Raw genomic sequence first — 25677 nt, 5'->3', positions numbered from 1 at the left:
CTGAAACAGCAAAACCTAAAGCTAAAAAACAATGTTTTACAACATACATTAACCACCAGGGCGAAATATTCAAAGGGGTTAACAACAAAGTGAAAAAGTCTTTTGGGATAATCCAAAAGACTTTTTCACTATTCTTCCAAAATTCAAAAATTAGAATTCACATTCTTCCTCATTTTCCGTAGAAGGAATGGTAACCAACACTTTGTCAATTCGAGCTCCATCCATATCCACCACTTCCAATACAAAATTATTCCACTCCAACGTTTCTCCACTTTGTGGTATATGCTGTAAATGCTGCAGAATTAACCCTCCTACCGTATGATAGTCTACATCTTCCAAGAGGTCCTGACGATTAAAATAGCACAAGAAATCATACAACGGACACTGCCCGTCTACCAGCCAGCCATCCTTATTGATTCGCTTGATAATATCCGGTTCCTCCCCAGCATCGTCCATAGAACCGACCAAGCCTTCCAGAATGTCACGCAAGGTGATAATTCCCACGCAAGCTCCAAACTCATCACAAACCAGAGCACGACTTATCTTCTGGGCCTTCATCTGCTCCAGAGCCTTGTACACATTCATGTTTTCATGAAAGAATGTAGCCTCATGCGTCAGAGCCGGCAGATTGAAATTCGCTTCAGAAAGATGTAATACCAAATCCTTCAGGTTTACTACCCCTTTCACCCTATCCAGGTCACCATCTTCCGTCACCGGATAAAACTCATACAATTCGTTCACCAGTACTGCTTTCACTTCAGCCGCCGTCATTCCACTCTCAAGCGCCACAATGTCACTCTTATGCGTCATAATGGAGCCTACTTTCAAATCGCCCAACAAGAATACACGCTGTACAATGTCCTGTTCCACAGGCTGTACTTCCCCATCATCAGCTCCTTCTTTGATAATAGACTTGATTTCCTCTTCTGTCACTTTACTGTCGGTATCCTTGATACCCAACAGATTAAAGATTGCTTCCGTACTCTTAGATAACAGCCAGACAAAGGGTAAAGCCACTTTTGCCAGCACATTCATAGGCCGTGCCACCAGCTTAGCCATTCTCTCGGCCATGCTCATACCAATACGTTTAGGCACCAACTCACCAAAAATAATAGTAAGAAAAGTTACTATCACTACAATTATTCCCTGTGCCAGTCCAAAAGCATAAGAAGAAGCAACTCCCCATGAGATAAGCAGATTCGTCAGGTCGACCGCAATCTTATTACCCGAATAGATACCGGTCAGAATACCGATTAATGTAATACCAATTTGAACTGTAGAAAGAAAACGATCTGGGTCCCCTGCCAGTTTCAATGCTACGCGAGCAGATTTATTCCCTTTTTTTACATCTGTCGACAACCGGGATTTTCGGGCTGATATTAATGCCACCTCAGACATGGCGAAAATACCGTTCAGTACTATCAACCCGATAATAATGATTATTTCATCCATATATAAAAACGAGTGTGTTTCAGAGGAACAAATTTATATGAATGTTCATAGCAAAAAAAGTAAGCTGCCTATAATTATATTGTTTTAACAAACAGGCTACTCACTTTTTTCATTTCCCTTTTCACCTTACACACATGAAGTTAGCCGGCTACATCAGAATTTTTTCGATTGCATGAAGTTCCTCTTCTTCAAATGAAAGATGATTCAAAGTTTTCAAACTATCTCCCAGCTGTTCAACCGAACTGGCCCCTACAATCACAGAAGTCACAGTTTCGTTTTTCAACAACCAGGCCAGAGCCATTTCGGCCAGTGACTGTCCACGCATAGCCGCCCGTTCATTCAAAGCTTGTATCTTACTCAACACTTCCGGCGTAAGCGCCTCTTTTTTCAGGAAGCCACCCCTTGCTATACGAGAATCATCCGGAATACCGTTCAGATAACGGTTAGTCAGCAAGCCTTGTGCCAGAGGAGAAAAAGCCACAAACCCACTTCCATTTTCCTTCACGGCATTCAATATCCCCTGAGATTCCGGTTCGCGTACCAGCATACTATACCGTCCCTGATACAGCAGGCAAGGCACATCCCGTTCTCTCAGATAATGACATGCAAACAGATAGGCATCCAACGGGTATTTAGACAGGCCGACATACAAAGCCTTTCCCTTGCGTACAATATCAACCAATGCCTGAAGAGTTTCTTCCAACGGCGTATCCGGGTCATACCGATGAGAATAAAATACATCCACGTAATCCAGATTCATCCGCTTCAAGCTCTGATCCAAGCTGGCCATCAGATGTTTTCTGGAACCCCAGTTGCCATACGGGCCTGGCCACATGTCATGACCCGCCTTCGTGGAAATAAACAACTCATCCCGATAGGGAGCGAACGATGACTTCATAATCTGTCCAAAGGTTTCTTCGGCTGAGCCATAAGAAGGTCCGTAATTATTAGCCAAGTCAAAATGTGTAATTCCATGATCAAACGCATAGTGCAATTTTTTCCGGCTAAGTGAAAGTGTATCTACATCACCAAAATTATGCCATAATCCCAAAGAAATGGCGGGCAGCATCACTCCACTACGCCCGGCACGGCGATACTGCATACCACATTCGTAACGATTTTCAGCAGCAGAATAAACAGGTTCTATCATTAGATTTAATTTTAAGGCGTACAACTTTATTTTATCATATCAATGACAAAAATAATCTTTTATTTTAAAAATTCTCTACTCCTGACCTAAACCAAGCTATACACGACATAGTTATTACAGACTTTTATTATCTTAGCCTTCAAATTATTATCCTATATGAAAAATATACAATGGCTTTCTATCGCATTACTGGCAGCCTGCCTGCAGGCTCATGCCCAGCAGAATAATATGCAACGTGCACAACAGATTCTGCAATGGATGAAAAATGCACAAAGTGACAGTATATACGCTTGCTTCGACGCTAAAATGCAACAAGCAGTTCCCCTGTCACAATTAAACAATATGTGGTCACAAATGGAGCAACAGCTCGGAACGCTGGTGGAAGAAAAAGAATGGAAGCAAGATGCCATTGGCGGAACAATAGTCTATTACAGCGACTTGAAATTTGAACGTGCCCCTATACGCTTTATGGTCGCATTCAATCAGGAAAGAAAAGTAAACGGACTTCACCTGCTGCCTGTTCCAGCCGAAGAAAAGCCACAAGTAATCCCTTTCGACAGTATTCACCTGGAAGAATCACCCATAGAGGTTGTCACCGGTACGTACAAACTGCCTGGCGTCATCACCCGGCCTAAAGGAAAAAACAATCTTCCCATCGTAATCTTATTACAAGGCTCGGGACCTCATAATAAGGACGGACAAATCGGCCCCAACAAGATTTATCAGGATATGGCTTGGGGATTAGCCTCACAAGGTGTAGCCGTTCTACGTTATGATAAACGTACGTATGTGTATGGGAAATCGGCTTCTCCAAAAGGAAAGGATATTACTCCAGAAGAGGAAGTGATAGAAGACGCCATCTCTGCCAGCCAGCTTGCAGCCTCCCTTCCGTTTGTTGACGCGCAGAAAGTCTTCATTGCAGGGCACAGCCTGGGAGGATTACTGGCTCCTCTCATTGCTACACGTTGTCCTTCCGTAAAAGGTCTTATCCTGCTGGCTGCCCCTTCCCGTCCGCAAGATGACATCCTTAAAGAACAGTTGCACTATCTGGCTTCACTGAACGGAGATACTGACGAACAACTCCTCATGCAGCAATATCAGCAAATCAAGGCCAGCGCTCCTGAAGCCTACTGGGACTATCTGGACAAGTACGCTCCTGTCATGACAGCCCATTCGCTGACTATCCCCATGCTCTTTTTACAGGGAGAACGCGATTATCAGGTAACCATGCAGGATTTTGCCATGTGGAAACTCGGAATGTTCGGTAAACCCAACGTAACTTTCCGGTCGTATCCGTCTTTAAACCATTGTTTCATGGAAGGCACCGGGAAGTCCACCCCTATGGAATACAATCACCCCGGACGGGTGTCGGAGAAAGTAATCAAAGATATAGCAGAATGGGCCATTCACTGAAATGAATGACCCATTGACCTGCCACAAGTTATTTTCCTGTTTTCACTTTATCCCATGAGGGAGGAGTGATTCCCATCAAATGGCGGACAAAGAAGTCATAACGCTTGTGTTCGCCAAAGTCCTCTCCCATCGTGTGGTGAGCTCCCGGGATAACTACCAGTTCAAAATCTTTATTGGCTTTTATCAAAGCATTGGCCACCTGCATGGTAGAAGCAGGATCTACATTATCGTCCAGTTCGCCTACGACCAGCATCAACGGACGACTCAGCAGATGAGCATTGTCTACATTGGAACAAGCACTGTAGGATTCATCTACCGGATATCCCATCCAAAGTTCATTCCACCAGATTTTATCCATACGGTTGTCGTGACATCCACATGCCGAATAGGCAGCCTTGTAGAATTCCGGATGGAACAACACAGCACCGGTAGACTCCTGTCCTCCGGCAGAGCAACCGAAAATTCCTACCCGGTCAATATCCATATAAGGATATTTCTGCGCAGCAGCTTTAATCCAGGCTATATGGTCGGGCAATCCGGCATCTTTCAGGTTCTTGTAACAAACTTCTTCAAATTCTTTCGAACGGAAAGAAGTGGTCATACCATCTACCTGTACCACAATGAATCCCAGTTCAGCCAGCGACGTCATCCACCAGTTATAAGAAGAGAAAGTCTTTGGTACATACTGGTCACCCGGTCCGGAATAAATGTATTCAATTACCGGATATTTCTTCGACGGATCAAAGTTAGACGGGCGATAAATCACTCCCCACATATCCGTTTTTCCATCACGTCCTTTGGCAGAAAATACTTCCGGGGCTTTCCAGCCATTGGCCAGCAAAGCAGAAATATCGGCTTTATCCAGCTGCATACGGATTTTTCCGTTCTTTGCATCACGAAGCACAGCAATCGGAGCCTGGTCTACTTTGCTATACACATCTACCAGATACTTATAGTCGGATGAATACCAGCATTGGTGCATTCCCTCTTCCGGAGTCAGTTCCACCAGGTTACTTCCATCAAAATTGATTTTATAATAATGAATCAAGTACGGATCCTCGCCTTTTTTCATACCATTGGCCGAAAAGTAAATCACTTCATTGGCCTCATCCACATGCTGCACTCCACGAACATACCACTCACCTTTCGTAATCTGATGCAAAGGCTTTCCGGTAGCCCGGTCGTAGAGATACAAATGGTTGTAATTATCCCGCTCACTTGACCAGATAATCCGCTTGCCATCGCTCAGATAGTTACGGTAAATCCGAAGATAGTTCACGTATTTTTCTTCCTTTTCTTCAATCAACGTACGCACACTGCCATCCACTGCCGACATTTCCAACACACGATATACTTTATGCCCACGTTCATTGTATTCGAAAGTAATGGCCTTACTATCCGCATTCCACATCGGACCAGACAATTCATATTGATGGCTGAACAGCTCCGTAGAAGGAATCAAACGACGGCCGGATTCTACTTCGAAAATACAAGGCACCTTGAAACGCAGCTCGTCTCCAGGTTTTGCATATTCCTGCTTATGCAATTTGGGTTGTGCCTGATCGGCAGGAGAAGATTCCACATAATATACGTAACGTTTTTCTGCTGGACGAATCCGACAAGATACCACCGACTTGGAATCGGGCGACCACTGGATATACGAAGAATAGTAATTACTCAACGTTCCATCCTGACTCAGCTGCTTCTCTTTGCCTGTAGCCACTTCGCGAACATATACGTTGTCATTTTTGATAAAAGCGGTCCACTTACCATCCGGTGAGGTAACCGGGCGCCCTTCTTTCTCATCGTCTACTTCCATCCAGTGACGTTCCTTTCCACGAGGAGGTATGGCTCCTTCATCCAACAAACGGTTATTTTTGATGCTGTAAGCCCAAAACTTCCCGTCCAATTGGAAGCGTAACGTATCTAATGAAATATTTAACCGGCAATTCTGAAGCGGAAGATTATAGGCATTTATTGCACGTCCTGCTTTTTCTGTCAAAGCAACCGCCATTTTCTGCTGGTCAAACAATGCCGTACGTTTTTTCGATGCAGCATCTACCTTCACATATTCTTTTCCCTTTTCCGTCTGCCGTACATACCAGAAAGCAGAAGTCTGATCTACCCAATGCGGAACCACACCTGCATACAGCACGTGCTTGGCATTGTATTTCTCTCGCAGCGCATACGCACGGTTGTAATCTTCTACCGTGCCTTGTGCCCAAAGTGAGATACAAGACATACTTCCTAATGCAAATAGCAAAACACCTGATTTAAACATATTATTTTCCATTCTATTCTATGATATTAGAGAATTCGGGACCCCAGGTTTTCTCCAGTCATACCAAAGAAAACCCAAAGTCCCGAATCTGATTGCATTATTATCTATTAATTATCATGGTTATTTCACTTCCCACTCATACAATCCAGAAGAATTCTTATCCGGCTGTACCACCTCCAGTTTCACGGCCTTTGTCTTCACTGGTTCAAAGTCTACGGTATTGGGATTACCCTTCTGGACCCCATACGCTGTAATATTCTGAACTGGAGCCCAATTGCCTGAAGCATCCTTATAATAGATTTTCCAAGACTTCGGTACACGGCAACCTCCCCAAGGAGCATCATCATACCAATACACCGTAGAAGTGGAAACTTCCATTTCTTCCGGGAATTCGTATGAAATCCATTCTGTAGTACCTTCTTTCGGCCACCAATGATAATACGGGATTGTACGGTCATTCTCATCTTTGGGAATCAGCCCATCTGTAATAGAAGACAATGAGGTAACTTTATGTGAGGCATCTACCTTACTCTTCGATGCCAATGTCGGGATAGCAACCGGACGAGTAGCACTTACTTCATTCGGCAACCACACAGCCATATTTCCCGCTCCACGATGTGCCCATGCGTAATAAGGAATCATAGTCAATGTATGATCTTTTGCGACCAGACGGCCTGATTCATCGTATTCCAATGTCTGAGCCTGAGTCTTAATCTGATTGATACCATACAACAAATCCGGTTTTTCTACAACTTCAAATTTCGGAGTGCGGTTCATCAATACACTCAAAACGTCAAAATCGTTGTCTGGCCATTCTGCACAATATACAATCGGACCACGTTCTACAGATACCCGACCACGGTCAGCTTCCACCTTTCCATTCGCTCTTACCGTACGCACGTTCATATCGAAGTGAACTTCTACCTTATCTCCCTTCTTCCATTTACGGTCGATAGTCAGGTAACCTTTCTGCAAGTCTGATTTCACTTCTTCACCGTTCACCTTCACACTGTATTTCGGACGCACACCATCGGTATAAGTATACAAGTCACTCGGAACTACCTGATTGCGTACCCATCCCGGAATACGAATCTTCATGGCAAACTGTCCAGCCGAGTTACGGTCTACGGCCAATGTAATATCCCCGTTCCATGGATAAGATGTGGTTTGTGAAAGTGTAACCTTCTTTCCGTTTACCTGCAAAGTAGCATTGTTAGCAATAAACAAGTTTACGTATACATCTTTCCCTTTTACTGCATAAACATAGCCCGGAACAGAAGGAATGAAACGGCAGATATTAGACGGACAACAAGCACAACCGAACCAAGGCTGACGCTGGTGCTGGCCCATAGACTCCAACGGATTCGGATAGAAGAAACCGCCACCATCCAAAGATACGCCTGAAATCAATCCATTGTACAAGGTACGTTCCAGCACATCGTAATACTTGGACTCTCCGTGTAAGAGGAACAAACGGTAATTCATATATACATTACCGATAGCCGCACAAGTTTCACAATAAGCCGACATATTAGGAAGTTCATAATTCTTTCCGAAAGCTTCCCCGTTATTTGTCGCACCAATACCTCCGGTAATATACAATTTCTTAGATACAATGTTATCCCAAATACGGTCGATGGCATGAATATAAGCTGTATCACCTGTCAGGGCAGCCACATCGGCCATACCAGAATACATGTACGCTGCACGTACTGCATGTCCTACTGCCTCATCCTGTTCAATTACCGGTTTGTGAGCCTGACTGTATTCATCCCGACGAGAAGTATAGCCACGCTTATCCAGGAAGAATTTAGCCTGATCCAGGTATTTCTGGTCACCCGTTACCAGATATAGTTTAGCCAATGCCATTTCTGCAATCTGATGACCTGGCACACGTACCTGCTGTCCCGGTTTGTCACCAATCTCCCGGCAGACACAGTCTGCATAACGAATGGCTATATCCAGGAAATTCCGTTGTCCCGTAGCCTGATAGTGTGCAATAGCACCTTCTACCATGTGACCTAAGTTATAGAACTCATGGCTCAGTTCTTCCACCTTCTCCCAGCGTTTACTACCAGCCCATTCATGTGGATGTTTAGGATTCATGGTACGTGAAGTGTACAAATAGCCGTCAGGTTCCTGCGCAGCAGCCACAATTACCAGCACACTGTCAATGTATTTCTTCAGCTTCTTATCCGGATAAGTCTGAAGCAGATAGCTGGCTCCTTCAATAGTCTTATACACATCCGTATCATCAAATGAATAGCCTGTCACCTTATTATTTTCACTCGGATGAGCTGCCATTTCAAAGTTCTTGTAGCGTCCGGTTTCTTCACATTTGCTAAAAGCCAATGGAATAGTTACTTCACGGCTGGCTTTCAAACGCTGTCCCCAGAAAGAATCCGTCAGTTTTACCGAAGTAAACGGAACCGGATCAATCGGATAGCCGTGTGCAGAAGCCTTCTTCTGCGCGTATGCCCCACCTCCTATCAACGAAAAAAGCAGAGCAGAAATCACAAATTTTTTCATGGTGTTACTCATATTTATAGATTATTATTTCCGTTTATTTTTCAAGAAGAGATTCTCCCCCAAAGCTACAAATTGTATTGGTACCATTCCTTATCATTATGGATGAACCTCGTTAAAAATAGGTATTTCAATTTCATAAAAATACTCTTTCAGCAACTGATACATGTCTGGATCATACGATTTCAATTTCGTACGACGGTTCATGGCATTGTGTACTTTATTCGGAGTCTCCGAATAACGGTTACAGTTGAAGAACGACTGCACACATTCTGCAAAATACTCTTCTTTATTTGAAATAGCATACGTATCCTTCCACAATCCCTTGGCAATGGCATTTTGTCTGCACTTCTCCAAACGGTCATCAAAATCAGGTTCTACACCTACAATACCAATGGTATGGAACAAATGTGCAAACTCATGAATCAGGATATTTTCTCCCACATACTTGTCACCTGGGAAAGCCAGCATATTCTCTTCTCCACAGCTGGCCGAAAAATCATCTTCCGGAGCACCGCCAAAACCTCTGGCACGCTTATTCCAGAAAGCGATATTCTCCGGTGTGTTGCAGATATGCGCATATTCCGGCAAATCACACACCTCTTCGTGCTCCCCGATAATCATCACATGACAGCCTTTGCTCACCATGTACTGTTTAACATCCGGACGCTTCGCCAGCATCAGCGAAACAATCTCATACGCCTTTTCCAAAGCCTCATCACGTACCTTATCAGATGACACAATATACAATCCGTCTACTGCCAGGTATTTTTTATAGAAAGAAGGGATTCCTTTTCCCTCAGGCACAGCCGAAGGTTTCACTTCCGTTACAAAAGTACGTTCCAGTTTCAAGGCAAATCCTCCTCCAGAAGCCAAATGGATAGGCAGTTTGGTATGGGCATCTACCACAAAAGTTTCCTTCACATAATCTTCTGCCTGGCGAGACGCATTGACACCATCCTTGAACAAAGTACATTGGTACTTCTCTCCTTCACCCAAGAAGGAGAAATCCAGTGTCACCTCGCGCTCATCCCAGTTTGTCATACCTCCGATATACCAGTTAATATCTTTTTTGCGAACTGTCACAATCGATTCACCCAGTTTGCCCGAATAAATAAAGGTAGAATCTGTCTCCACCGGAATTGAGCTGATGAAATGCACACATTCCTGCTCTTTCAAATAATTTGTTGGTGCATCACACAACATCGTAAACGGTGAATCGTGCACAATGTAAGCAGCCAACTGATGACAGCGTGTACCCATACTGGCGGGACTGGAATACATAGGCTGGAAATCACGCTTCGACAAGTTCCGCATAGCTCCCGGTGTGTAGTCCACATAACCAGCCATCAAACGGATGTACGGGAAAGTCACATCATAAAGCGGCATATTCTTCTCCACCTCACTCCATTTCATCTCTTCCATACCAAACACGCTTTCATAATTTACCACATTCGGATAGGTACGATTCAAACCAGTTGGCTTATAGATACCGTGATAATCCAATATCAGTTTATATTCTGCCGCCTTTGCCGCAATACGATAAATCATTTCCACCGCAGTCTGGTCATCCCGGTCAAGGAAATCCACCTTAAAGCCTTTGATTCCCATTTCAGCATACTTCCGGCAAGCCTCATCCAACTGTGAATCCAGCACATTGAACACCGTCCAGAGTACCAGCTCCACTCCCTTGCTCTTTCCATATCGAATCAATTCCGGCAAATCCAGTTCAGGAATCACTGTCAGCATATCCCCACTCTTCGGGTCATACCAACCTTCGTCCAATACGACATATTCCAACCCGTTCCGGGAAGCAAAATCAATATAATACTTATATGTATCCATGTTGATACCTGCTTTGAAAGGTACCCCTTTCAGGTTCCAGTCATTCCACCAGTCCCATGCTACCTTACCCGGCTTTACCCAAGAACAATCTCCAATGCGATTAGGAGAAGCCAGCGCATATACCAGATTATTCACCGGCATTTCTGTATCCTTTTCCGTTATAGCCAGGATACGCCACGGATACGTACGGTTTCCTTTTACGCGTGCAATGTAGTCCTCCGTTTCCGTCACATACTCCTGCTTGCGCCAAGGATAGAAATCCGTCTTTTTCGGATAAGGAGCAAACACACCTTTCAATGCCTGCTTTCCATCCGGCTGCACAAACATTCCCGGATAAGCTTCCAAGTCCGACTCCAGCAGTGTCACCTTCGCCTGCTTGCAGTCCACCGTTACCGGCAAAAAAGCCAGTTCCTGTGGAGCCTCTGACAACGGTTTCACCTCATACGTATTTTGAAAAGCCATTGCCATCGGTTTTTCCTTATTCGTAGAATACGGTAAATAAGCTGTATAATCACCGGCAAATCGGAATTCCGCAATCTCATTTTTGATAATCAAGTCCTCTTTGGAAGAGGTATAAAAACGATAAGCCACTCCTTCGTTGTAGACACGGAAATACACTCCATACTCACCTTTCAGCTTCAAGTTCATTTCATTGCAAACTGCCTGAAACGACTTGAAGCGATAAAAAGGTGCATCAATGTCCTGAAAAATCTTTTTAGTTTTGGCAGAAATCACTTTCGCCCCACCCGCCAAAGCAGGTGTCTTTCCTTCTTGAATTAACCCTAATTTACTATCAACAACAATAAGAGAGTCTTTATGATATACAGAATAAATCAGTCCGTCCGTACCCGCAGAAATTTCCACTTTCACCTGCTTGTCGGGCGACTGCACCACATATACTTTATTTCCGGCTGCCATCATGGAAAGACAGCTGCAAAGCCATAAAACAGCACTTACGATTAACGATGTATTTTTCATATCATAGAATATTTTTCCAATTGCAAAGAAAAAAGATAAACAGATAACTCTCTGCCATTGAAGTCTGAAACGATAACAATATTATCCCAAAATCGCCCCTCCTGCACTCAGGAGAGGCGATTCTATACTATTTTTTCATCCTATTGGACGATTTTTGCCTGCTTGGGACTTTTTACGAAATACTGATTGAAGACAATTCCCAGCACAATCATCACCAGTCCGATGTAAGTAGTAAACACAATCTGCTCGCCCAGCACGACCGAAATGAAGAACAATGACATGAAGGGCGACAAGTAACACAACTGGTTTATCAAAGCCGGATTGGAAGTTTTCCGCATGGCCAGTCCGAAGAAAATAAAAGGAATTCCCATTTCAAATCCTCCGACGTACATACCCGACAACACACCGGTTAGCGAACTCAAGTTCAACCCACAGAACAAAGCTCCCACTGACAAATAAACCGAACCAAACAAGAAGGTCAGGAACAAAACCACACTACCATCCGTCTGTACTTTATTCCGGTTATTCAGCATCCAATAGGTAGCCCACAGCACAGCACTCAGTGCCGCCAGCAGAAATCCCTCCGTTGATACACTCATCTCCCCGTTAAATCCGGTACCGATTGAGATCAATGCGACTCCAGCCAAAGAAACAAACATACCGATGTATTTCTTCTTAGGTATAGGTTGTCCAGCAAATAAAGCCAACAAAATCAGCAGCACAATCGGCCAGGCATAATTAATAGGCTGCGCCACCTGCGCAGGCAGCAAGTCGTATGCTTTGAACAGCACCAAGTAATAAGCCACCGGATTCAGCAGTCCCAGTCCGGCATAATACAACCATTGTTTCCCTGTCAGATTCCCAAGCAATCTCCATTTCCGCTGTGCAGTCAGCAACACCGCAAATATCACCAGTGAAGTCAGGCTGGCCACCCATAACATCTCAAAATGCGTCAGATAACGCAAGGCCATCTTAAAAGCCGTGGCCACTGTCGACCAGCTCAACACCGCCACACAGGCACACGCAATCGCTTTACTATCGTTCGTCATCTCATTGCCTCCACTTCTTCCGTTGTCAAAGGAATCTTCTTACCCAGTCTTCGTGCTCCGGTAGCCGTAATCAGGTAATCCTCCTCATTACGCAACCCCGTAAAGTCCCGGTAACTTTCCAGTTTCTCATAATTGATGAAATCGGTAAAACGATGCTCTGCTTTCCAGTAATCCATCAGTTCCGGAATAAAATAAATACCCGGCTCAATGGTCAACACAAAACCCGGTTCCAGCTTACGAGCCAGGCGCAACGACTTACGCCCGAACTGCGTACTCTTAGGCTGTCCGTCATAGCCAACCCATACCTCCCCGAGGTTTTCCATATCATGCACATCCAGTCCCATCATGTGCCCCAGTCCGCAAGGGAAGAACATGGCATGTGCTCCCTGTTCTACCGCATCTGCCGGATTTCCTTTCATCAGTCCCAGCCCTTTCAAGCCTTCACAAATTACCTGGCAGGACAAATCATACACATCACGGAAATACACACCGGGCTTCAAGGCGTTCACCGCCGCCTGATGCGCAGCCACCTGAATGTCGTAAATATCCTTCTGACGACTGGTAAATTTCTTTCCGGCACAGATGGTAGAAGACATATCACCTGCATACCCCATGGCCGTCTCAGCTCCGGCATCCACCAGCAACATATCCCCTTCCTTTACCGTATGCCCATGATAATGATTATGAAGAGTCTGTCCGCATACCGTAGCAATGGTCGGGAAAGACAAGTTACATCCATGCGCCTGAGCCACTGCCTCCAATGCCGCAGCCACTTCATGCTCCTTCATCCCGACACGCAGCACACGCATTGCCTCCAGATGCATTTCAGCTGTCACATCACATGCACGTTCAATCTCCGCAATCTCTTCTTCCGTCTTATAATTCCGCAGATTCACAATCCCTTTGATAAACGGAACAGAAGGCATCTCTGCTCCCGGCTTCACCCCTAACAGGTCCATCAGCTTCAGGCGATGTTCTGCCCGATAAGGTGGAAGATAATGCACCGTACGCTTCTGTGCCACCACCTTCTCTACGTACTTCTTCAGTTCAGCCAGTGGCAAGGTTTCCGTCACTCCCACCCGCTGTGCCTTCTCGTGTAAAGTTGGCTGCGTTCCCATCCATACAATATGATCAATAGTCAGTTCATCACCAAAAATAATTTCACGGCCCTCGTCAATGTCAATTACAGCCGCCAGACCAGCGTATGACAATCCCCAGAAATAGAGGAATGAAGAATCCTGCCGATAATTATACGTGTTGTCTTCATAATTCATTCCACACTCGTCATTCCCTAAAAAGAGCAGTAAACCGGAGCCTATGCTCTCCTTTAATTGCCGCCTGCGAGCGACATACGTTTCTTTTGCAAACATACCCCAATAAAATTAGTTCTTTAAATCCGTTCCTTTCAGTCTGATGCGATAAGGCCACTGTGCATCTTTTTCCCCACTTTCCGGTGAGGGATTCATCCAATGCTCCTCTGGTGCCCCCATCACTACTAACCACAAATATACTAACTTCTCGTTTTCAGGCACCTTAAAAGTGAGTTTTCCTTTCTTATCGGCAGACATTTCACCATATATACTCTTCCCGTCAGCTTTGACGGCTACAAACCCATATCGCCAACCGGCCTTTTCCGGATGTACCGATACATATCCGCCTTGCTTTCCATTTAATCCTTCAAACTGCAACTCCACCTTTGTTCCCGGTTCCGGCACCCTCAACGGAATGGCATTAAATCCATAATTCTCCGGACAATTTTCGGTGGCCACCTGATACCATCCATCCGATTGAGATGTCAACTTGCAAGTGTACTTGTTCGCATAAGGACGCGTATTTTTCCACACCCTGTCAAAATCCCAGTTAATCAAATGCCGGCAGGCATCAAACATCTCATCACAGAAAGCTTCCTGCGACAATCCCGTCATGCGCTTGTAAGTCATCACCGGGTCTTCCCCTCTCTTGCCCTGACGGAAAAGCTCTGCAATAATCGGACGTCCTCGCTTCATCCCCCAATATTCCAGAATATACGGTGAGTGATAAATATTCTCCAAGTGCAGATAAGCCTTGTGCGTCAACTTTGTAAAAGCTTCCCAGTGATAGCGTTCATCCGTCTGCCAGTCCGGATTCACCTGCCATAACATCCACTGCGATGCCATTTCGAAAAAGCCAGAACCACCCCAGGCCTCTCCTTCTCCGTCACACGAAATCTGTGCCTGAAAGCTATGTCCTAATTCATGTGCCACGCAGTTCAATTTCTCATCCTGTATACGATTAGGAGCCGCCCATAGTGCACCAATCTGCTGGTCATAATCACCTCCGTAGGCCGTTCCTTCCAGTGAATAATTAATCATCACCATCATCCGGTAACGGTCACTTTTCGAACCCGGTTTTGTGAACTGCAAAGAATCACGGAAGAACGTGTAGAAGTATTCCAGTTTATCCGTCAGGTTATTCAAATCTACATGCATGTCATGCCCTTCCAACTGAGGAGGATTGGCCAGATCGTTGCCGAAACCTTTCTCCCAGAACACCACCACATTATCCGTACAGCACATCCGGTGATAGCTCCATTTAGATTCTGGATTCTGAAGGTCCATCCCCTGCAAGTCTTTGGGGATGTAGATTTCCTTACCCCTCAACTTATTGTTACATAAATCAACGGGACATACCGATTGAGAAAAAACAACAGAAGCCCATACCGCAAAAAGACAAGCAACAATATATCTCATAAGCATACAATAAATTCTAAAAAAAGAATCCCACTATTCAACTTATAGCAGGATTCTCTTCATTACTATTATTAAAACAACGTCACTACTTTCCTAATGCGCCAATATAATAACTAATCATAAATTTCATTGCTTTACCCTCGTCATTCTTGTCAACGAAACCTACACAAATTTGTCCGGTTGTACCTTCAGCCAATGTATTATTATACTTAAAGATTAAAGATTCAACTCCATTCGAATTCGTTTCATACGCAGCTGAAACCGCAAAATCATCCGCATCTGCCTGAGTAACCTGTCCCGCTAAATTTGTATAATATGTCGTTGCAGGAGTTCCTTTATTAATCCATTCTTGTGTAGCCGGATCGGCCAGTGCAAACTGAATTTCTCCCGCATTTAACGCATCATTAAATTCACTGAAACCCATCCCAAAGACTTCCTCGATATTACTTGCGTAATCTTCCGGAAGTTCAATGGTATAGGCTCCATCATAAGAGAAGGTATAATCCATATAAATGTATGTCGGATCGTCTACTGACAGATTAAATGTAAAACGAACGTAATCGTCAAAATCTGGACCGTTTTTCGCAAAACCGACATTCAATTGCAAAGAAGTTCCTCCACCCGCTTCCGGAGTAATCGCAGCTATTAATGACTTGGCTGTTTTATCCAAAGTAACAGTTGCTTTTCGGTCTGCATCATCTGCCGCACAAGGCTGGTTGGCTGAGTTAAAATACCAGCCTGAATCATCCTTTGTATAAGCAGTCTTCGTCCATTTGTTTCGAGAGGCATTAATCGGATAAAAAACTACGCTTCCATCGTCTAAACCGCTCAACACTCCATCTACACTCATTCCCAGTTGAGTTTCAAACTGTTCGGCATAGTCCTCCAATTTGACCACAGTCTGAGTAGTAGAAGAGGCGATATTAATCTTGAAGGTTGCAGTCTGAGTAATCTGAGCGTCTTCATCTACCTTCAAATAAGGGTCCTCATTTTCCCCATATACATGTTTTGTTGAAGCATCGTTATAATCGTCACTACATGAAGCAAGTGCTAACAACGACAAACAACAAAATATTGATAATATATTTTTTTTCATAATCTCATATTTTATAATTCAATCACGTTTATTTTCCTTATTCTGAATATCCAGGATTTTGTACCAAGTTCACGTTTCCATTCAAAATATCTCGATAAATCGGGAAAATATCTGCCTCATGGCCATTACCGGTAATCGCTTTCTTACAGAACCAAGATTTACCGTTATACACATTCTGCTGAGGATTATTTTTCAGACGGAAACGAATCAAATCCTGACGACGATGGTGTTCAGCTACAAACTCCCATGCCAAATCATCCAGCAATCCTCCTAATTCAATATCACCATTAGTATCCAATTCGCTTGTGATATTATCACTTTCGTCTTGCTTGGCTGTGTTTTCCCAGTAGCCATACTTATATACACTATTTCCTTCCAGGTCTGCCACAGTACGCTTCGCATCAGCCTCATTGTCAAAGGCACGTCTACGTACTTCTGTTACCAGTTCTGCAGCATCTTCTTTTGTCTCACCTTTATATCCGCCCAAACGAAGCAGACATTCTGCTTTCATCATTTTGGCATCGGCCAGACGGAAGAACGGAATATCATCGTATGAACTTCCCCAGTCACCTTCCAGAATCTCATATTTCTGCAAACGGTAACCTTCCATTGAATAACATCCCGGATTATCAATACTACGCATATTATATGTATAGTTCAACTGAGTACCGTCTACCATAATCTTCTCACCGGCATAGTCCACCTGCGGACCACCAATCCAGCATAAACCAAATCGTTTGTCTGTTGCGGTAGCTTTATTTGTAGCATAATCTACCTGAATACCTTTATAAGTATCCAGGAACTGGTTCAACGCACCACCGCCGCCGGTTGCCCATCCTGTAAACTGCCATGTAGCACGTCCGGCCTCGTTCATCCAAAGATTAGCGAAATAGTTACCACCTGCATACAAATATTCAAACGGAATACCGAAAATAATTTCCGGAGAAGTAGTAATGTCTTCCTTGAAGTTGTCTTCATAATTAGGTGCCAGCTGATATTGACTCTCTTCTAAGATTGGTTTAAGTTCGTCAATACATTTTTCATAATAAGAATTATCCGAATGGTTATTGAACCATGCGTTGTGATTCAGGTACATTTTTGCCAGAATCATATGCACCACATAATTGTTCATTTCTCCATTCTTTCCAGCTTTTATATCTGTTCCACAAGCATTTTTCACATCGTTTAATTCCCCAATAATGAAATCCCACATTTCTTGTGGAGTAGCCTGTTTTGGCTGATAACCTTCCGGATTGTTATAGAAAGTAGTCTCCAACGGAATGTTACGGAACAAATCAAAAAGGAGATAATAGTACAATGCACGATATGCACGTAATTGAGCAACCTGTGAATCGGTCAGTTTCAAAGACTCCGTTTGATCCAGCAACTTGTTGCAGGCCGTAATTCCGGCATACCCGTTCGTCCACAAACCACTCAAGTGACCTAACCCGGCATGAAACTCATGTTTGTGAAAACTGATATACAAATCTCCCCAACCTACACCAAGGCGCAAGGGAATACACCATAAGTCTGTACAGATATCCAGGTCCGCATAGCCATACCATGCCCAGTAAAAGTCACGTAAAGAAGAATATACCGTAGCAAACTGGCCCTGGTTATCACTTTCGGAAAACTCATATTGCTCACTGGCAATCTCACTGTAAATCGTTTCGCTCAAGTCGGTACAACTGCCTAAAGTAAGCATACTTGCACCTAACATTGAACATGCTAATGATTTATATAATTTTGATTTCATAATCAGCTTAATATTAGAAGGTTAAATTAAGACCAAAGGTAAATGAACGAAGTGAAGGATATTTGTCACGCGCATCAATTCCTGCATAAGTAGGATACGGATTTGACAATTCCGGATCCAGTCCTGAATATCCTGTAATGCAGAACAAGTTATCACCAGACAAATAAGCACGTACACCTTTAATCCACTTATTATCTTTCTTGAGTGGGAAAGTATAGCCCAAAGTCAAGTTTGTCAGTTTCAAGAAGTTACCATTCTCAAGATAGTAGCTTACGAACGTTTGAGCCTGTGAAGAAGACAAAGTGTACTGACCACCATAAGGAGCTTCTTCCACTGATTTCAGTCTGTTATAAGCGTGGGAGTTATTTTCATAATAAGCACGCGGTTCATTCAATATCTTGAAGCCTAACTGACTGGTAAACTGCATGCTCAAGTCCCAGTTTTTATAAGAGAAGGTATTGCTCCATCCTAAATAAACTTTTGGCAGACCATTACCCAGATATTGCTTGTAAGCATCATCCTGTGCCATCGCAGTGGTAAATTCAACCACTTCTCCATCCGGTTTTTCAATCAGGAACAAACCGTTTTCAGAAACTCCCACTGATTTCAGTCCCCAGAATTCACCCAAAGGACGTCCTTCTTCCATACGGTGGGTAGTTACACTGATAGGCTCTCCCAATCCACCTACATTCATGTAACTGTCTGTTTCATAAAGCTCATTTGACAGGCTCAGCAGTTTACTTGCATTATGTGCCAATGTCACTACCGTTTTCCATTCAAAGTTCTTTGTCCGAACCGGTACGGCATTGATAGCAATTTCCACACCATGGTTACGTACGGAGCCACCATTTGCCAATGTCGTATTATACAAGTTTGGAGGAGTCGGTACACTGTACCAGAACAGCAAATCGGTAGTCTTTTTGTTGTATACATCGATAGAGCCACCCAAACGGTCATCCAATACACTCCAGTCTAAACCCACATTAAATTCCGTAGATTTTTCCCATTTCAATTTAGCATTAGGATTAGACTGCACTTTCAACCCTTGCTTCCAGGTATCTCCGTCTTTATAATACGTTTCATACGCATAACGTGTCAACGATTGATAAGGATCATTCGGAATTACACCGGTAATACCGAAACCAGCACGCAACTTTAAGTTATTCAACCAGGTAAGACCTTTCATAAACTGTTCATTACTGATAGTCCATCCCAAAGATGCAGAAGGGAACGTACCCCATTTATTGTCGGCACCAAATTTTGATGAACCTTCCCGACGTACGCTTACCAACAAGTTATAACGGTTATCGTATGCATAGCTCACACGACCAAAGAAACCAATCAATGTATTTTCACTCGCTTCACTTCCCAATCCAGCCTTTCCTTCTTTCAGGTAAGTACCAGATGCCATATTATTCCACAAGAAAAAGTCATTAGGGAAGTCATAGTTGCTTGAATAGTTACGCTCGTATTTATAATACTGATAGCTATAACCTACCAACGCATTCATACGATGTTTTCCTTTTGTGAAATCATACTTTGAAGTGATTTCCAGATTATCTGTTCGTGTGTCATCATTAGTATGATAAGCATACCCATTATAACCTCCTAATTCACTTCCGAAATATTCACTTGTATTATATCCTTTATCATGTGCTCCGAAACGACTGGTAGCCAGCATCAAGTTAGTCTGCCATCCTTTAATCGGTTCAAAAGTGATATTACCAGTTGCACGCGTTTCTTCGTAAGTATAATTTCCCAAACGTTCTTCCAACATGCCAACCGGATTATAATAGTAACTAACCCCGAAGTCTTCATTATAGGAACCATCTTCATTATAAATCGGAGCGGTCGGGTTACGGGCGATTGCCTGACGATAGATATTGGACTGGTCTGTAGCAGTAGCATTTGTCGCACTATTCTTATGCCATTTCTTCACCATATTCAAATTCACCCTCAACATATCATTCAGCATCCAGTGTGATACATCGAAACGCATACGCATATCTTCCGCGTAGGTATTCATGATAACACCATCTTCCTTACGATAGGTAAAGTCAGCAGAATAAGTAGTCTGCTTGGTTCCACCCGTGATATTAAAGTTATGATTGTGAGTGAAACCAGTCCGGCTGATGGCATCCAGCCAGTCGGTATCATATCCTTTATCCGTAAAGTTTGTCTTTCCAGCACGTACATCTTCTGCCGTCATAAATTCCAGTTTTTTACCAAACTGAGAAGCTGAAACGTAGCCCGAATAAGAAGCAGTAGTATGTGCTTCACGCTTACCGGTTTTTGTAGTAATCAAAATCACACCATTTGCACCTCGTGTACCGTAAATAGCTGCGGCAGAAGCATCCTTCAACACATCAATAGCCTCAATATTTTCAGGAGCAACCGTTCCTAAATCACCTTCTACTCCATCTATCAAAATTAAAGGAGTGGTACTACCATTTACGGAGATAACACCACGCAAACGAATGGTAGAAGTGGCATTCGGGTCACCAGAACCTTTTGCAATGGTCAAACCGGCAACCTTACCTTTAATCAAATCGGCAGCATCGCCCACTTTACCCACTGTAAAGTCTTCCGCTTTTACAGAAGAAATCGCACTGGTCACATCACCTTTACGCTGCGTACCGTAACCGATTACAACGACTTCGTCCATCACTTCCGTATCTTCTTTCAAGGTAATGACAGCACCTGCCTTCAACTGACTGGCAGGAATTTCCTGCGTCTTATAACCAATATAACTAATCTGAAGTACTGCATTGGCAGCCACATTCAAACTAAAGTTTCCATCAAAATCTGTAATTGTACCATTCGTAGTGCCTTTTTCCATAATATTCGCACCAATAATGGATTCTCCTTTCGAATCGACCACCTTACCAGAGATTGCCTTTTGCTGCAAGACACTCTCTACCACCGGTGCTTCAACAGATTCCGCATAAGCTGCCATTGGTAAACAACCTGCAGAAAGCACCACACATGCCGACACTTTTACAAATGCGCGACTAAACAACATGCGATTTAAATGTGTATTCATTTCGTTTGTATTTAAGGGTTAATAATCACTCTACTTTCCATTCAATAATACCTCCCGACGCTCCTTTCTGAAGCTGTGCCGAGATTTTCAATCCGGTAGTCTGGACTGGCTTGAAGTTTACTACATTGTATTTATCCTTTTCTACTCCATATTTATCACTTGTTTCTACTTCTTTCCAGCTGTTTCCAGACTTGTAATACAATGTCCAGCTTTGCGGTACACGGAAATCACCGTCATAATGATCAAAATCCAGCCAGTAGACTTCCACTTTAGATACGGTGTAAGGTTTGTCAAATTCGTAGGCCAGAGACTCCATCGTACCATTCTTCAACCACCAGTAGAAATAAGGCTTGGAAGTATCTGAAGAACGTTTCGGCTCCCACTGGTCGTTCACACCCCACGCGTAAGACATCACTGCTGCCGACTCAGGCGCATCTTTCTGGATTGCAGCCTGAAAGGTGAATGTCTGTGCCTTTGAAGCAATGGTCGGCTCGGGAGTTGGAGTTGCATATTCTTTTGATTCCGGAATCCATACTTCCATCTGATCGGCTCCGCGGTTGTTCCATGTAGAATAAGGGATAGCCTTGAATGCGACATCTTTTACCGTACCGTCCTTTTCAACTTCCTTCGCAGTGCCTTTCAATACCATCACCCCATTCAACAGATTAGCATCGTAAGAAGCTTCTATCGGAGTGTCATTCGGAATAAATTTATTGAATACGATGCTGTCAGGCTGATCTTTTCCTTCCAGACAGAACATAATCGGTCCACGTTCCAATGCTACCATTCCACGGTCTACTTCCACTTTATCGTTGGCTTTGATGCGGCGAACATCCATCGGCATTTCCAGTTCAATTACATCACCAGCCTTCCATGTACGTACGATGGTTTCGTAGCCGTCACCTTCCGCACCACGTGTAGCCGAGCCATTTACCTTCAATGTATATTTCTTGGCCGCATCGGTATATGCATACAGGTCAGAAGCTACAGGAGCCGCTTTTGTCCATCCCGGGATACGGAGACGGATGGCAAACTTGCCTTCTTTTTCAGGAGTAACCTTGATGGTTACCTTTCCATTCCACGGATATTCGGTAGTCTGTTCCAGTGTTACCTTATTATCTGCGGCCTGCATTTCTGCCTTACCCTGAATATAGAGGTTCACATAAATGTCATTCTGCTGAGTGGCATACGCATAGCTTGGTACGGAAGCCATAAAGCGGGTTACATTACCCGGACAGCAGGCACAGCCAAACCAGCGCTGGCGTTCGTGTTCGCCCATGGATTCCAGCGGGTTGTCATAAAAGAATTTGTCACCGCTCAGAGAAACACCTGAAATCACGCCGTTATACAAGGCACGTTCCAACACATCCACATACTTGGAATCACCCGTGGCCAGGAACATACGATAGTTCCAGTACACATTGGCAATGGCTGCACAAGTTTCACAATAAGCAGTATGATTCTGCAACTCGTAATTCGGTCCGAAACCTTCTCCCTGCGCTCTGGAACCCATACCTCCGGTGATATACAATTTCTTGCTCACCAGGTTATCCCACAAACGGGTCAACGCATGAAAATAAGCCGTATCGTTTGTCAGGGCTGCCACATCAGCTACACCTGAATAAAGGTATCCGGCACGTACCGCATGACCTACAATTTCATCCTGCTGGAGAATAGGTTTATGATCCTGACTATATTCATTCAGTTTATGACCGTCTGTTCCACGGCCGGTTTCTTCTACAAAATAACGGGCCATGTCAAGGTATTTCTTGTCACCTGTTACCTTATATAATTTACATAATGCCATTTCTACGATAGGATGACCTGAGGGTACATGTTTCTGCCCTTCACCCGGTCCAAATACCTTGCAAACCAAGTCAGCATTCTTGATAGCCACATCAAGGAATGTGCGTTTACCCGTAGCCCGATAATGTGCTACGGCAGCTTCATACATGTGGCCGCTGTTGTACAACTCATGACTGTTCAGCTTTTCCCATTTGGAACGTCCCCACCAGCCAGAAAGTCGGTAACACTTGTTTGTCACGCAGGTAGTCAGGTATCCATCCGGCTCCTGAGCTGCTGCAATAATATTGATTACACTATCCAGATAATGATCAAGCTGAGGATCGTATTTTACAGCTAATGAATAAGAAGCTCCTTCAATAACCTTATACGGATCGGTATCATCAAAAGAGAAATCACCACGATGTTCTCCTTTCTTTAATCCGCCTGCAATGGCGAAATTATCAAAACGTCCATTCTTTTCACATTCCTTAAAAGCGGAAGGAATAGAAACCGTACGGTTTGTTTCAATACGGGGCAACCAAAAACCATCATTAATATGTACTTGGGTAAACGGAACTTCCTGAATAGGAGCATCCGGTTGCTGGTAGGTCGGTTTCGTACAGGAAGTGATTCCCAGCACAGCGACACCACTCATCAATATCAAAAGCTTGTTCTTCATATTATATAAATTGGGTTCTTTATTCATTTGTTGCAAATGTAGAAGTTTAAAGATTGGAGTGATAAAAATATCATCCATTCCACTACCAAAATAGTCGGTATACTACGTATATCCAAAATAAAACAACATACTATATTTCAATTAGTTATATAATTGCATTAGATTTTTTTGGTATGTTTCAGGACTATTTTAGCATCTATCATGCAGACACTCATTCTTCCTGCCGCCATTATTATACTGACAGCTGAACAGCATCAGCACCTTGTAAGAATGGTATCATAGTAATAATTCTTCCACACATCCTTAGATAAAGAAGGAAATATGGAAACAAATTCTCTGTTTCACACTGTGAAATACAAAAACCACAGTGTGGGATATATATTTCACAGTGTGGGATACAAATCCCGCACTGTGAAACAGAGAATATATCAGAGCATTTGACGGAATAGGCTGAAGACTTCTAAAAAATATACCGGAGAGTTCAAGACAATGCTCCGGAATCTTTAATTAGACTTTTACATTATTTTTCTATACTATTTTACATGCTTTATTCGTATGTTTTAGTCATCTTTGTAAAGATTTAAAAAGAAAACAACACGTATGAAATCCTTTTACTGTCTAATCATTAGCCTATCAATCCACCTATGTGGCTATGCTATATTACCTACCCAGTTCCATTTTCGCCATTATAATATTGAAAACGGAGTTTCATCCAATAATATTTCAACTTTATTCCAAGACCAAAAGGGATATATCTGGATAGGTACAGAAAATGGATTAAACCGTTTTGACGGTAACCAATTTACCCTTTATCAAAAAAACAATCCACTCTATTCCAATTTCCACGCCAATTCAATCAATACCATTTGCGAAACTACCGACAAAGAGCTATGGTTAGGAACGGACAACGGCGTATTCATCTACAATCAAGTTAAAGATACATTTACCCCATTTGTCAAACAAACAAGTGACAAAACCTCTATCACTTCATGGATTACACATATTATTCAAGATAAAGCTGGAAATATATGGATTGCCACACACAAACAAGGTATCTTTCTATTTAACACACAAACCGATAAACTCACCCAGTTTGAAATACCACAAAACGACAATATTGTAATCCGTATACTTAATGACGAACAAAACAATATATGGCTATCAGGCCCCTATCAACTTTGCAAACTAAATAAAGTAAACAACACATTTGAAACTTATACGATTGAAGGAGAAACAGAAGGCGTCTACTCCATGGCACTATGGGAAGACAATTCACACTATATTTGGATAGGAACCTGGGATAAAGGCCTCTGGAAACTCGACCCACAAACAAAACAAGTAGAGAAATACCTGACAGAAGGAAAAGGAATATTACATATTCATTCCATTCTTGAATACTCTCCAGAACTGCTGTTTATAGGTTCAGACGACGGACTTACGATATTTAATCCAGTTACTAAGGAAAGTTTTCTCTATAATAACTACGGAGATAGTGAAAAATCATTATCTGACAAATTTATCTATCCTATGTTAAAGGATAGAGAAGGAGGAGTATGGATTGGAACCTATTACAATGGGATAAGCTATCTTCCCCCCTACTGCGGACAGTTCAACGGCTACTCCGAATCCAGCGACATTCCTTACTTCAATAGCCGAATTATCAGCCGTTTCTGTGAGGATGAAAACGGGAATATCTGGATTGCATCCGATGATTCAGGACTAAGTTGCTTCAATCCTTCCACAATGCAATTTATAGATTTTAACGGAAGAGAAAAGCTGAATAAACATAACTTGCATGCACTCTGCATAGTAGGCAAAGATTTATGGATAGGAACTTACGGCGACGGTATACAAGTCCTAAATGCACAAACAGGAAAAATCAAGAATTATAATAC

General features: G+C 43.2%; 14 protein-coding genes. 2 read left to right on the top strand and 12 right to left on the bottom strand.

Annotated features, from left to right (window positions below; genetic code table 11):
* Positions 1 to 150: 150 nt before the first annotated feature.
* Together WKT20_RS14220 and WKT20_RS14215 are read right to left on the bottom strand one after the other, a co-directional pair.
* Positions 151 to 1452 (bottom strand): hemolysin family protein, encoded by a 1302-nt coding sequence (locus WKT20_RS14220; protein WP_340417544.1) that lies wholly within the window; start codon positions 1450 to 1452, stop codon positions 151 to 153.
* A gap of 148 nt (positions 1453 to 1600) precedes the next feature.
* A complete protein-coding gene (locus tag WKT20_RS14215; protein WP_118165243.1) occupies positions 1601 to 2602 on the bottom strand; it encodes an aldo/keto reductase in 1002 nt (333 codons plus the stop codon).
* Positions 2603 to 2758: 156 nt separating this feature from the next.
* Here WKT20_RS14215 and WKT20_RS14210 point away from each other — a divergent pair, with 156 nt between their 5' ends.
* Positions 2759 to 4015 carry an alpha/beta hydrolase gene (locus WKT20_RS14210; RefSeq protein ID WP_340417543.1) on the top strand — a complete coding sequence of 419 codons (1257 nt, stop codon included), beginning with the start codon at positions 2759 to 2761 and terminating at the stop codon, positions 4013 to 4015.
* Positions 4016 to 4043: 28 nt separating this feature from the next.
* On the opposite strand, the gene WKT20_RS14205 is transcribed toward WKT20_RS14210, so the two are convergent.
* The 10 genes from WKT20_RS14205 to WKT20_RS14160 all read right to left on the bottom strand — a co-directional run bounded on the left by WKT20_RS14205 (position 4044) and on the right by WKT20_RS14160 (position 23782).
* Positions 4044 to 6296, bottom strand: a complete 2253-nt coding sequence (locus WKT20_RS14205; RefSeq protein ID WP_340417545.1) for a S9 family peptidase — start codon at positions 6294 to 6296, stop codon at positions 4044 to 4046.
* Between the two features lie 120 nt (positions 6297 to 6416).
* The gene (locus WKT20_RS14200; RefSeq protein WP_340417542.1) at positions 6417 to 8825 is read right to left on the bottom strand and encodes a glycoside hydrolase family 127 protein; all 2409 of its coding nucleotides are present in this window, start codon (positions 8823 to 8825) and stop codon (positions 6417 to 6419) included.
* 96 nt (positions 8826 to 8921) lie between these two features.
* Positions 8922 to 11645: a glycoside hydrolase family 97 catalytic domain-containing protein gene (locus tag WKT20_RS14195; protein WP_340417541.1), complete on the bottom strand. Its 2724-nt coding sequence runs from the start codon at positions 11643 to 11645 to the stop codon at positions 8922 to 8924.
* A gap of 140 nt (positions 11646 to 11785) precedes the next feature.
* Complete coding sequence (locus WKT20_RS14190; RefSeq protein WP_340417540.1) at positions 11786 to 12694, bottom strand: DMT family transporter; 909 nt, start codon at positions 12692 to 12694, stop codon at positions 11786 to 11788.
* Positions 12691 to 14064 (bottom strand): aminopeptidase P family protein, encoded by a 1374-nt coding sequence (locus WKT20_RS14185; protein WP_340417539.1) that lies wholly within the window; start codon positions 14062 to 14064, stop codon positions 12691 to 12693. The genes WKT20_RS14190 and WKT20_RS14185 overlap by 4 nt, the downstream gene beginning before the upstream one ends.
* A gap of 12 nt (positions 14065 to 14076) precedes the next feature.
* Positions 14077 to 15423 carry a DUF6055 domain-containing protein gene (locus tag WKT20_RS14180; protein WP_340417538.1) on the bottom strand — a complete coding sequence of 449 codons (1347 nt, stop codon included), beginning with the start codon at positions 15421 to 15423 and terminating at the stop codon, positions 14077 to 14079.
* An 85-nt stretch (positions 15424 to 15508) separates the two neighbouring features.
* On the bottom strand, positions 15509 to 16519 hold the full coding sequence (locus WKT20_RS14175) for a DUF4859 domain-containing protein (RefSeq protein ID WP_340417537.1): 1011 nt from the start codon (positions 16517 to 16519) through the stop codon (positions 15509 to 15511).
* 37 nt (positions 16520 to 16556) lie between these two features.
* Positions 16557 to 18275, bottom strand: a complete 1719-nt coding sequence (locus tag WKT20_RS14170; protein WP_340417536.1) for a RagB/SusD family nutrient uptake outer membrane protein — start codon at positions 18273 to 18275, stop codon at positions 16557 to 16559.
* Positions 18276 to 18288: 13 nt separating this feature from the next.
* Positions 18289 to 21318 carry a SusC/RagA family TonB-linked outer membrane protein gene (locus WKT20_RS14165; protein ID WP_340417535.1) on the bottom strand — a complete coding sequence of 1010 codons (3030 nt, stop codon included), beginning with the start codon at positions 21316 to 21318 and terminating at the stop codon, positions 18289 to 18291.
* A 25-nt stretch (positions 21319 to 21343) separates the two neighbouring features.
* Positions 21344 to 23782 (bottom strand): glycoside hydrolase family 127 protein, encoded by a 2439-nt coding sequence (locus WKT20_RS14160; protein ID WP_340417534.1) that lies wholly within the window; start codon positions 23780 to 23782, stop codon positions 21344 to 21346.
* A 600-nt stretch (positions 23783 to 24382) separates the two neighbouring features.
* On the opposite strand from WKT20_RS14160, the gene WKT20_RS14155 reads away from it, so the two are divergent.
* On the top strand, positions 24383 to 25677 hold a 1295-nt coding region (locus WKT20_RS14155; RefSeq protein WP_340417533.1), incomplete at its 3' end, for a ligand-binding sensor domain-containing protein.

The organism is Phocaeicola sp. ICN-14070 (genome assembly GCF_037892625.1).
Lineage (GTDB): Bacteria > Bacteroidota > Bacteroidia > Bacteroidales > Bacteroidaceae > Phocaeicola > Phocaeicola plebeius.
The sequence above is the reverse complement of the archived record's forward strand: the minus strand, read 5'-3'. Positions and strand labels throughout refer to the sequence as shown.

Bases quoted from the DNA above. Each gene is read 5' to 3' on its own strand.
- WKT20_RS14170 (WP_340417536.1), bottom strand. From the start codon at position 18,275: ATGAAATCAAAATTATATAAATCATTAGCATGTTCAATGTTAGGTGCA.
- WKT20_RS14210 (WP_340417543.1), top strand. From the start codon at position 2,759: ATGAAAAATATACAATGGCTTTCTATCGCATTACTGGCAGCCTGCCTG.
- WKT20_RS14180 (WP_340417538.1), bottom strand. From the start codon at position 15,423: ATGAGATATATTGTTGCTTGTCTTTTTGCGGTATGGGCTTCTGTTGTT.
- WKT20_RS14175 (WP_340417537.1), bottom strand. From the start codon at position 16,519: ATGAAAAAAAATATATTATCAATATTTTGTTGTTTGTCGTTGTTAGCA.
- WKT20_RS14185 (WP_340417539.1), bottom strand. From the start codon at position 14,064: ATGTTTGCAAAAGAAACGTATGTCGCTCGCAGGCGGCAATTAAAGGAG.
- WKT20_RS14220 (WP_340417544.1), bottom strand. From the start codon at position 1,452: ATGGATGAAATAATCATTATTATCGGGTTGATAGTACTGAACGGTATT.
- WKT20_RS14215 (WP_118165243.1), bottom strand. From the start codon at position 2,602: ATGATAGAACCTGTTTATTCTGCTGCTGAAAATCGTTACGAATGTGGT.
- WKT20_RS14190 (WP_340417540.1), bottom strand. From the start codon at position 12,694: ATGACGAACGATAGTAAAGCGATTGCGTGTGCCTGTGTGGCGGTGTTG.
- WKT20_RS14200 (WP_340417542.1), bottom strand. From the start codon at position 8,825: ATGAAAAAATTTGTGATTTCTGCTCTGCTTTTTTCGTTGATAGGAGGT.
- WKT20_RS14195 (WP_340417541.1), bottom strand. From the start codon at position 11,645: ATGAAAAATACATCGTTAATCGTAAGTGCTGTTTTATGGCTTTGCAGC.
- WKT20_RS14205 (WP_340417545.1), bottom strand. From the start codon at position 6,296: ATGTTTAAATCAGGTGTTTTGCTATTTGCATTAGGAAGTATGTCTTGT.
- WKT20_RS14160 (WP_340417534.1), bottom strand. From the start codon at position 23,782: ATGAAGAACAAGCTTTTGATATTGATGAGTGGTGTCGCTGTGCTGGGA.
- WKT20_RS14165 (WP_340417535.1), bottom strand. From the start codon at position 21,318: ATGAATACACATTTAAATCGCATGTTGTTTAGTCGCGCATTTGTAAAA.